At 69.1% G+C, this 10,202-nt stretch carries 9 protein-coding genes; 5 read left to right on the top strand and 4 right to left on the bottom strand.

The genetic code is table 11. The features are described from left to right. A partial coding sequence (locus FPZ12_RS44320) for a zinc-binding dehydrogenase (RefSeq protein ID WP_166463114.1) occupies positions 1–512 on the top strand: 512 nt, incomplete at its 5' end. Between the two features lie 486 nt (positions 513–998). Here FPZ12_RS44320 and FPZ12_RS44325 read toward each other — a convergent pair. From FPZ12_RS44325 to FPZ12_RS44335, 3 genes are read right to left on the bottom strand one after another with little or no spacing between them, the layout of a single operon-like run. After that, positions 999–2,186 carry a thiolase C-terminal domain-containing protein gene (locus FPZ12_RS44325; protein WP_144761103.1) on the bottom strand — a complete coding sequence of 396 codons (1,188 nt, stop codon included), beginning with the start codon at positions 2,184–2,186 and terminating at the stop codon, positions 999–1,001. A gap of 7 nt (positions 2,187–2,193) precedes the next feature. Next, complete coding sequence (locus FPZ12_RS44330; protein ID WP_144761106.1) at positions 2,194–2,613, bottom strand: Zn-ribbon domain-containing OB-fold protein; 420 nt, start codon at positions 2,611–2,613, stop codon at positions 2,194–2,196. Positions 2,614–2,615: 2 nt separating this feature from the next. Then, positions 2,616–3,347 (bottom strand): FadR/GntR family transcriptional regulator, encoded by a 732-nt coding sequence (locus FPZ12_RS44335; protein ID WP_144761109.1) that lies wholly within the window; start codon positions 3,345–3,347, stop codon positions 2,616–2,618. A 140-nt stretch (positions 3,348–3,487) separates the two neighbouring features. Between FPZ12_RS44335 and FPZ12_RS44340 the strand changes: the two genes are divergently transcribed. Genes FPZ12_RS44340 through FPZ12_RS44355 form a run of 4 tightly spaced genes read left to right on the top strand, consistent with a single transcriptional unit; the run spans position 3,488 to position 8,795 of the window. Beyond that, a complete protein-coding gene (locus tag FPZ12_RS44340) occupies positions 3,488–4,261 on the top strand; it encodes an SDR family NAD(P)-dependent oxidoreductase (RefSeq protein ID WP_144761112.1) in 774 nt (257 codons plus the stop codon). A 29-nt stretch (positions 4,262–4,290) separates the two neighbouring features. Then, the gene (locus FPZ12_RS44345) at positions 4,291–5,601 is read left to right on the top strand and encodes an acyl-CoA dehydrogenase family protein (protein WP_144761115.1); all 1,311 of its coding nucleotides are present in this window, start codon (positions 4,291–4,293) and stop codon (positions 5,599–5,601) included. A 2-nt stretch (positions 5,602–5,603) separates the two neighbouring features. After that, complete coding sequence (locus FPZ12_RS44350) at positions 5,604–7,910, top strand: CaiB/BaiF CoA transferase family protein (protein WP_144761118.1); 2,307 nt, start codon at positions 5,604–5,606, stop codon at positions 7,908–7,910. A 42-nt stretch (positions 7,911–7,952) separates the two neighbouring features. Further along, complete coding sequence (locus FPZ12_RS44355) at positions 7,953–8,795, top strand: class I SAM-dependent methyltransferase (RefSeq protein ID WP_144761121.1); 843 nt, start codon at positions 7,953–7,955, stop codon at positions 8,793–8,795. 80 nt (positions 8,796–8,875) lie between these two features. Here FPZ12_RS44355 and FPZ12_RS44360 read toward each other — a convergent pair whose 3' ends face one another. Continuing rightward, a complete protein-coding gene (locus FPZ12_RS44360) occupies positions 8,876–10,039 on the bottom strand; it encodes an HNH endonuclease signature motif containing protein (protein ID WP_166463115.1) in 1,164 nt (387 codons plus the stop codon). Positions 10,040–10,202: the final 163 nt, after the last annotated feature.

Below are 10,202 nucleotides of genomic sequence, written 5' to 3' on the forward strand. Positions count from 1 at the left end.
GGGTGCGGGCGGGGCAGAAGGTCGGCATCATCGGCCTCGGCGGGCTCGGGCAGATGGGGACGCGGATCGCCGTGCTCCAGGGAGCAAGCGTTTTCGTCGCCGAGAAGAAGGAGCAGATCTGGCCGCTGGCCAAGGAACTCGGTGCCGACGGCGTGGCCGGTGACATCGCGGCCTTCGCCGGCGAGCAGCTCGACGTGATCATCGACTTCGCCGGTTTCGGCACCACCACGGCCGCGGCGATCGAGACGGTGCGGGACTTCGGCACCGTCGTGCAGGTGGGTATGGGGAGGCTTTCGGCGGAACTGCCGACCGGCACGCTGGTGTTCAAGCAGGTCACCCTCGTCGGCTCGCGCAGCGGCACGGTCGGCAACATCGCGGCGGTCTACGACCTGTTCGCCACCGGGGACCTGACCGCCAAGATCTCGCCGATCACCTTCGAGGAGATCCCGGACGCCCTGGAACGCCTCCGCAAGGGCGACGTCGACGGCCGCTTCGTCGCGGTTTACCCCTAGCGCCACGGGTGTTGGCCGCTGGCGTGCGTGTGTTGGCCGCTCCAGTCGGCGTGTTGGCCGTTCCGGTCGGCGTGTTGGCTGCCGGGGTTGGCGAGTTGGCCGCTGGCGGCGGCCCGTGAACCCGCACCGCCGACGGAGGGGCCAACTCGCGCGCAGGAGGGGCGAACACGCCAGCGTGGGCGGCCAACTCGCGCGCGGGGGCGAACACGCCAGCGTGGGCGGCCAACTCGCGCGCGGGGGCGAACACGCCCGCGTGGGCGGCCAACTCGCGCGCGGGGGCGAACACGCCCGCGTGGGCGGCCAACTCGCGCGCGGGGGCGAACACGCCCGCGTGGGCGGCCAACTCGCGCGCGGGGGCGAACACGCCCGCGTGGGCGGCCAACTCGCGCGCGGGAACGGCCAACACGCCCGCGGGAACGGCAAACACGCCCGCGGGAACGGCAAACACGCCCGCGGGGGAGGCAAAAACGGCCCGCGGGGGCGGGGTCAGGCGTCGCGGCTGAAGATGAATGCCGTCGATTTGCTCAGGCCGTTGGAAATGGTCGCGAGGGAGCGGGCGGCGCCGGGGACCTGACGGGCGCCGGCGCGGTCGGTGACCTGCATGACGGCCTCCGCGAGGTGCGTCATGCCGTGCAGCCTGCCTTCGCCGAGTGCGCCGCCGCCCGTGTTCATCGGCAGCTTCCCGTGCAGCCCCGTGTGCCCGTCCCGGCTGAACGCGACGGACTCACCGCGGCCGACCAGACCCATGCCCTCCGCCCAGGTGTGCACGAACACGCTGAACCCGTCGTACAGCTGGGCATTGTCGATGTCGTCCGGCCCCAGCCCGGACGAGTCCCACAGCCGCCGCGCGACCTCCTCCGCGCCGTCGACGAGGTCCTCCAGCGTCATGATCGCGCCGCCGGGATGCGGGTACGTCGCCGCGGCGAAACCGGTGAGCAGTGCGGGCGGCTGCCGCAGGTCCCTGGCGCGCTCGGTGGAGGTCAGCAACAGAGCCACGGCACCGTCGACGGGGATGTCGCAGTCCAGGATCGTCATCGGGTCCGCGACCATCCGCGCGTCCAGATAGTCTTGCGCGGTAAGGGGTTTGTCCTTCCAGTACCCGTTCGGGTTCAGCCGCGTGTGCTCCCGGTTGCGCACGATGTAGGGCGCCAGATCCTCGCGCGTGTAACCGTACAGATCCAGATACCGGCGCAGCACGGTCGCGGCCCACGCGGGCGGCATGCTGTAGCCGAACGGCGCCATGAACTGGTCCGGCCCCGCCGCGCGCGAGCTGTCGTAGTTCACATACGTGCCGGCGGGCACGTGCAGCGAGCGGTACACCAGCGCGTGCGTGCACACGCCCGAGTAAACGGCCATCGCCGCGTCCATCAGGCTTTGCGTGACCATGCCGTTGGTCGAGCCGGTCCACAGGATCTGCCCGGTGATACCCAGCAGCTCCGGCAGGTAGTACGGGGTGACCACGTCGATCCCCTCGCCGGTGCCCTTTTCCCCGCCGTAGCGCGGCATCGTGGGGGAGGTGGCGACACCGTCGACCGCCGCGCGCGTGAGGCCGGCGTCGGCGATCGCGTTGTCGCAGGCTTCGACCGTCAGCGACGCGAGCGTGCGCGGCAGCCGCCGGCCCAGCTCGCTGTAGCCGACGCCGGCCACGGCCACCTTGTCGCGAATCTCGTGCATCTGCCGCTCACTCCCCGGCCGGCCGGAACTGCGGAAGCGTGCAGCCCTCGCCGATCTCTTCGAAGGTCACCTCGACGTCCATGCCGAGCCGGATGTCCGCCGGTGCCACGCCGAGCAGGTCGGCGGTGAGGAACAGCCGCGGCTGCTCGGCCAGTTCGACGATCACGATCACGAACGGCACCAGATCGGCGAAACCGGGCCCCGGCGGATGTTCGATCACGGTGTACGAGTGCACCGTGCCGCGCCCGGAAACCTCGCGGTACGAAAGCTCCGCGCCGCCGCAGGACCGGCAGGTGAGGCTCGGCGTGTGGTTGAACCGGGAGCACGACGAGCAGTGCTGGATCACCAGCCGGTGCTCGCGGACGGCGTCCCAGAACTCCTGGGTGATCTCGTCGGGGACCGGGATGGGGCGGCTCGGGGCGGTCATGCTCACGTCCTCCAGGTCACGGGCGCCGACAGCGCCTCGGCGTAGTGCTTCTTCGTGTACGACTCCAGCGCCCTCATGTGCGTGCCCATGAGCTCCTCGGCGCGCGCGCCGTCCCGCTCGAGTATGGCGGTGGCGATCGCGGACTGGATGTCGATGGTCAGTTTCCGTTGCCTCGCCGGGTACTGCACGCCCACGGCGGCGCCGTCGAGGATGTCGAACAGCGCCACGAACAGTGACGCGAAGATCACGTTGCCCGAGCCGTGCGCGATCGCGGTGTGGAACCGCCTGGTCTGTTCGAGGAACGCCGCGTGGTCGTTCTCGTGCCTGCGTTCCAGGTCGATGATCCCGAACAGCCGTTGCACGTCCTCTTCGGACATCCGCTCGGCCGCCTGCCGCGCCATCGCGGGCTCCAGGGCGACACGTGTCTCGATGACTGTCTTGAAGGGTGCCTTCTGGAACTGCAGCAGCAGGCTCAGCGAGTTGGCCAGCGCGGTGCTGTCGGGCTGCTGCACGATCGGCCCGCCGCTGGGGCCGGGCTTGAGCGTGAGCACGCCCTGCAGTTCGAGGAAGCGCAGGGACTCGCGCAGCGTGCCGCGGCCGACGTCGTAGTCCTCCAGCATGACCTTCTCCGGCGGGAGGCGGTCGCCGACGTGGTTGCCGCGGGCGTTGATGTCCTCCACGATCCGCTGCGCGACGAGGAGCGCGGTCTTCTTCGGGCGTCCGGCTGCCGTCATGTCCGTGCCTCCCGTGGTTTTCCGATGCTAAACATATACATCAATTGCCTCCCGTGGGGGAGTCTTGCGCCAGGGCTTGTCCGCACGCCCATCCTTGCTTACATTAATGCTATTGATGTTTATGGATTGAGGAGTGGCGCATGACCGACGGGCGGTTCGCCGGGCACCGGCTGGACGGCAGGGTCGCACTGGTCACCGGCGGGAGCAGGGGGCTGGGCCGCGAGATGGTGCTGGCCTTCGCCGAGGCCGGTGCCGACGTCGTGGTGGCCAGCCGCAAGCTCGACCGCTGCGAGGAGGTCGCCGCCGAGGTGCGCGAGGCCACCGGCCGCCGCGCGCTGGCGGTGTCGTGCCACATGGGCGACTGGGCCGCGCAGGACACCCTGGTCGAGCGCGTGTACGAGGAGTTCGGCCGGTGTGACGTGCTCGTCAACAACGCCGGGATGTCCCCGCTGTACGACTCACTGGAGACCATCTCCGAGGAGCTCTACGACAAGGTCATGGCCGTCAACCTCAAGGGCCCGTTCCGGCTGACCACGCTGGTGGCCTCCCGGATGGCGCGGGGCGATGGCGGCTCGGTCATCAACATCTCCAGCACCGCTTCGGCCAAACCCAGCGTCGCCGAGCTGCCCTACGGCGCGGCCAAGGCCGGGCTGAACCTGCTGACCCTCGGCTTCGCCCAGGCCTACGGGCCGAAGGTGCGGGTCAACGCGATCATGTGCGGCCCCTTCCTCACCGACATCAGCAAGGCCTGGGACATGAAGGCGGCCGAAGAGAAGTTCCGCCGCTATCCGCTCGGCAGGGCCGGGCGGCCGGAGGAGATCGTCGGCACCGCGCTGTACCTGGCCGGCGAGATGTCCTCCTACACCACCGGCACGGTCGTTCCGGTCGACGGCGGCCAGGCCCTTTCGCGATGACGACCGGCGAACCGACACTAAGGAGTTCCATGAGCTGGGGATTCGAAACGGATCCCGGGTACCGGAAGGTGCTCGACTGGGCCGAAGAGTTCGTCACCGAAGAGGTCGAGCCCGTCGACCAGGTGATCACCCACGCCTACGACCTCGCCGACCCGTTGCGGCGGAAGCTCATTCCGCGGCTGCAGGACCAGGTCCGCGCGCAGGGGCTGTGGGCGACGCACCTCGGGCCGGAACTCGGCGGCCAGGGCTACGGGCAGCTGCAACTGGCGCTGCTCAACGAAATACTGGGCCGCACGCACAGCGGGCCGATCGTGTTCGGCTGCCAGGCACCGGATTCCGGCAACACCGAGATCCTCGCCCACTACGGCACGCCCGAGCTGAAGGAGCGTTACCTCGAGCCGCTCATCCAGAACGAGATCGTGTCCTGCTACGCGATGACCGAACCGCAGGGCGGCTCCAACCCCGTCGAATTCCGGACGACGGCGCGCCTCGACGGGGACGAATGGGTCATCAACGGCGAGAAGTGGTTCGGCTCCAACGCCCGCTTCGCGTCCTTCTACATCGTGATGGCGGTGACCGACCCGGAAGCCGAACCGCACCGGCGGCTCTCGATGTTCATCGTGCCCGCGGACACCCCGGGCCTGAGCATCGTGCGCAACAGCGGGGTGTGGGGCCACGACTACGAAGAGGGCACGCACGCCTACACGCGCTGGGAGGACGTGCGGATCCCGCGCGACCACATCCTCGGCGGTGTCGGGCAGGGCTTCGAGGTGGCGCAGACCCGCCTCGGCGGCGGGCGCATCCACCATGCGATGCGCACCGTCGGGCTGGTGCGGCGCTCGCTCGACATGATGCTGTCCCGCGCCGTTTCCCGCACCGCCCGCGGCCGCAGGCTGGGCGACCAGCAGCTGGTGCAGGAGATGATCGCCGACTCGTGGATCGAGCTGGAGCAGTTCCGGTTGCTGGTGCTGCGCACGGCGTGGCGGATCGACCGCTACAACGACTACAAGAAGGTGATCACCGACATCGCGGCGGTCAAGGCGGCGATGCCGAAGGTGCTGCAGAACGTGGCCGGGCGCGCGGTGCAGCTGCACGGTTCGCTGGGTATCTCGAAGGAACTGCCGCTGGGCAAATGGCTTTCCGAGAGCGCGCACATGGGCCTGGTGGACGGCGCGACCGAGCTGCACAAGCTCTCGATCGCGCGGCAGCTGCTGAAGGGCGTCGAGCCCGAGCCGGGGCTGTTCCCCTCGTACCACGTGCCCGCGCTGCGGGCCAAGGCGGAACAGAAGTTCGCGCGGGAACTGGCCGAAGTGGCCGCGCACGGAACGAGCGAGGAGTGAACATGGCAGGTCCGCTGGCTGGTCTCGTCGTCGTGGACGCGAGCTGGGGCATGCCGTCCGGGATCACCGGAATGCTGCTGGCCGACTACGGCGCCCGGGTGGTCAAGGTGGAGCGGCCGGGGCACGTTCCCTTGGTGGAGAAGAACTTCCGCAAGACCGCCGACCGTGGCAAGTGGAGCGTCACCGCCGATCTGTCCACTTCGGAGGGACAGGAGACGCTGCACGGACTACTCGCGAACGCGGACGTCTTCCTGGAGTCGGGCGGCTTCGACCACGCGGCCCTGCGGGAACGTCACCCGGAGCTGGTGTGTGTGTCTCTGTCCGGCTACGGCACTTCGGGTCCGCTGGCCGAACGGCCGGGGTACGAGGCGCTGCTGAACGCGCGGATGGGCATGACGGCCGAGCAGCGCGCGCACCGCGACGGGCCGGTCTTCCTCGGGCACCCCACCGTTTCCTACGGCACCGCGTTCCTCGCCACGATCGGCGTGCTTTCGGCCTTGCACGCGCGGAAGATCACCGGGCGCGGGCAGTCGGTCGGCACCTCCCTTTTGGACGGCATGCTCGCGATCTGCAGCATGAACTGGTGGTGGAACGAGAAGGACATCTCGTACCTGGCGCGCAGCGGCACGAAACAGGGTTTCGGCCGCAAGCGCTTGATCACCGACCCGTTCGAATGCGCGGACGGCAACTGGCTGATCCCGCACACCGGCGGGCCCGGTTCGTACCAGCGGATGATGGACCTGCTCGGGTTCGGCGACAAGGTGCAGCGGATCGACGGGCCGGAGATGTCCGTGCCGCTGAACGACGAGGAGTACGAGATCGCGCGTGACCTCGTGCCCCAGGCGTTCAAATCGAAGCCGCGTGACGAGTGGGTGCGGCTGTTCGCGGATGCGGACATCGCTTGCCTGCCCGTGTTGCGGCCGAACGAGGTCTTCGACGACGAGCAGGTGCGGTACGCCGGCGTGGCCGTCGAACTCGACGATCCCGACTACGGCACGGTGCGGCAGATCGGCCCGGCGGTGCGGTTCGCGGGCACGCCCGCGGCGAAACCGGAGCCGGCGCCGGCGGTGGGCGCGCACAACGGGTGCTCGGTTTCCCGTGCGGAGGCTTGGAAACCGAGCGGTGGTGGCGAGCTGCGAGGCGCGTTGTCGGGGGTGAAGATCGTCGACTTCAGTTCGTTCTTCGCCACCGGGTTCGGCTCGAAACTGCTGTGCGACCTCGGCGCGGACGTGGTCAAGGTGGAGCCGCCCTCGGGTGACCAGATGCGGCCGCTGGGTGACCTGTGGGAGGCGTCGCAGCGCGGGAAACGGGCGCTGTGCATCGACATGCGCACTCCCGAAGGCCAGGAAGCGGTCCGCAAGCTCGTCGCCGACGCGGACGTGGTGGCGGTGAACTTCCGTCCCGGCAAGGCGGAGAAGATCGGGCTCGGCTACGAGCAGCTGCGCGAGATCAACCCGAAGCTGGTGTACGCGTACCTGCCGGGGTTCGGTTCCTCCGGGCCGAAGTCGACGCTGAAGTCGTTCGCCCCGCTGCAATCCGGGTTCGCCGGGATGAACTTCATCGGCTCCGGCGAGGGCAACCCGCCGATCCGCCGGGTGATGGGCAACGAGGACCTGTACAACGGGTTCCTCGGCGCGGTGGGCATCCTGATGGCGTTGCTGTCGCGGCAGAACACGGGCGAGGGCCAGTACGTGGAGAGCCCGCAGCTGCATTCGAGCCTGTTCGTGCGCACCGAAATGGCCGCCGACGGCGAGGGCAACCCGGTGTACGCGCATCAGCTCGACGCGGACACCATGGGCTGGTCGCCGTTGTACCGGCTGTACCGCACGGCGGACGGCTGGGTGATGATCGCGGTGCTCGGCGACGAGCGGTTCGGGAAACTCGCGACCGCGCTGGGGCATCCGGAGTGGATCGAGGAGTTCGGCACCGAGCAGGCCCGGCAGGCAGGTCCGGACCAGCTGGCCGCGCTGCTGGCGGACGCTTTCGGGAAACTGCCGACCACGGAGGCCTTCGCGGCGCTCGACGAGGCCGGCGTGCCGGTGGAAATCCCGCGTGAGGACCCGGCGATGCCCGAGCTGTTGTGGGAGGAATCGCTGGCCGAAACCGGTCAGGTCATCGAGCACCACCACCCCGAGTACGGCTGGTGCCGAGAGGTCGGGATCACGATCCGGCTGTCCGACACGCCCGGCGAAGTGCGGGCGCCGAGCCCGTTGCTGGGCCAGCACACCCGGGAAATCCTGGCGGAGCTGGGATATGGCGGCACCGAGGTGGACGAGCTCGTGCGGCGCGGGATCTGCCTGGAGCCCTGATCGGCGAGCGGGATCGGGCCGCGGCGAATACCCTGCGGCATCATGGGTTCTCTACGTTCCGCGGTCCGTCCCCTTGCCGACAAGGCGATCACCGCCGTCGTCGCGCGCGTCGCCGCGCGTGACGTCACCACCGAGTTGTTGTACGGGCCGGACGGCAGGCTCAACGACCGGATGCTGACCCGCGAACAGCTGGACGAGCTGGTCCGCCAGGTGCGCGAGACCACACGGGTCCCGGACGCGCTTTCGCAGGTGGCGCAGGCGTACCGGATGCTCGTCGACCTCGAAGCACGGTGCGTCGGCCGGATCGCGGGCACCACCAGCAACATCCTCGGCAAACTGGTCGCGGCGCCCCTGTTGCTGCGGCGGCGCGAAAAGCCGGTGCGGGTACTGGAAATCGGCACCCTGTTCGGTGTTTTCGCGGCGGGACTGCACAAACAGCTACTGCGTCATGGGCACGTGCACGACCTCGTGATCGTCGACCCACTGGAGTCGGTGCAGCTGCAGCCGGAACGCGAGCGCGCCACCGACCCGTCCGGCACCCCGGTCACGCTCGGCACGCTGCACGCCAACCTGCGGTTCGGGGGCGTGGACCTCGAGCGGGTGCGGGTGGAACGCGGACTGTCCACCGAGGATTCGGTGCGCGACGCGGTGGGGGAGGGGTTCGACGTCATCGTCATCGACGGTGACCATTCGCGTGAAGGTGTCGCGAAGGACCTGGCCTGGGCGGAGCGCATCGCTTCGCCGGGGGCGGTCGTGGTGATGGATGACTACGGGGACCCGGGATGGCCCGGGGTGCGGGACGCCTTGGATGCGCACCTGAGCGGGGAGTCGCGGTTCGTGGTGCGCGGGGTGGTTTCCACTTCGGCGTTTCTGGTGGCTCGCTGAGGTTCTTTGGCGTTGCGCTGAGGTTTGTGGGGCTTGGGGCAGCAACGGACGCGCGTAGCGCGCAGGGAAGTTTCCCGGGGTTATGCGGCCTTCGGGTGGCCGGGATCCTGGAGTGGTTCGGGTCGGTCGTGGAGGCTGCGCCCCGCCGGGGTGGTAATGGTGGTCTCGCCGGTGGCGTCGTGGAAATGGACGTCCCAGCCGGGTTTCTCCCGTAGCCGGTTGTGGTGAGCGCACAGCGCGTGCAGATTCGCGGCACTGGTCTGGCCCTGGTGGCGCCAGCGTCGGACGTGGTCGAGTTGCGAGTGATGGGCGGGCCGGTGGCAGTGCGCGACGCCGCATTCCCGGTCCCGTGCCCGTGCCAAATCCCGCACCGCAGCCGGGGGCCGTCGTGTTTTGCGACCGACATCCAGCACCGCGCCCGAAGCGGGATCGGTCAGGACTTTCTTCCACACGCTCGCCGGATCGTTGAGGATGCCGCGGGCGATCGTCCCGGGAATGGGCCCGTGCCCTTCGAGGAACGCGCCGCGCTCGGTCACACCCAGTGCGGTGCCGATCGGCACGTGCAGGAAGACCGTCGCCCGCGCTTCGTGGCGTTCGGTGCCCAGCACCAGATCGGACAAGGTGTCGGCGCGAAGCTGGTCCAGGGTGCGCTCGTCACCGCCGTTCCTGCGATGGCGGGCGATCCGGTCGATCCGCGAGTAGCCGGCGGCAGCAACCTCAGCGGGCAGGTACGCCGTCAGGCTGGCCATCGCGTCGTCCTCGTGGACGATCCGCACACTACGATCTTCCCGCCGCTTCGCCGCACGCTCGCCTGAACCCTCGGGGTCGATCCGGTGGACGAGGTCCCGGGCCGCCCGCCGGATCTGCGTCGCATCCCGGCCCGCCAGCCGGGGCGCGAGAGCCGCGTCCACGTCCCGGCATTTCTCGTCCGGTAACGCCGAAGTGGCATCATGAATTTTCGCCGCCGCGTGCAGATCGGTATTCCCGGCCTCGATTTCGGCCAGCACACACGGCAGCCGCGTGACGAGCGCATCAGCCAACTCAAGCCGGGCAGCGGCCATCTGCCGGGTGACGTGCAATTCCAGGGAAATCTCATCCGCCACCGTGGGATCACGCTGCCGGAGTTGGTTGAGACGAGCCATCGCCCGCACCATTTTCGCCTGCGCGGCAGAGAGTTCCCGCTGTGCGACAGCAAGACAGGCCAGCGCCTCATCGGCGGTAAGAGTTCCCCAGTTCGTATTCACCACACCATTCTACCCAAAACGGAGAGCCATGAGCGAAAAACCGTTCGAATGGATGAAAATGCGACGAAAAGTCCCAGCCCCACGCGCGAAACCGCCACCCGCCACCACGAACCCGAACCGCCACCCGGCAACGAAAGCCGGGAACACCCACCGACCACACCCC

This window comes from Amycolatopsis acidicola (genome assembly GCF_007713735.2).
GTDB lineage: Bacteria > Actinomycetota > Actinomycetes > Mycobacteriales > Pseudonocardiaceae > Amycolatopsis_E > Amycolatopsis_E acidicola.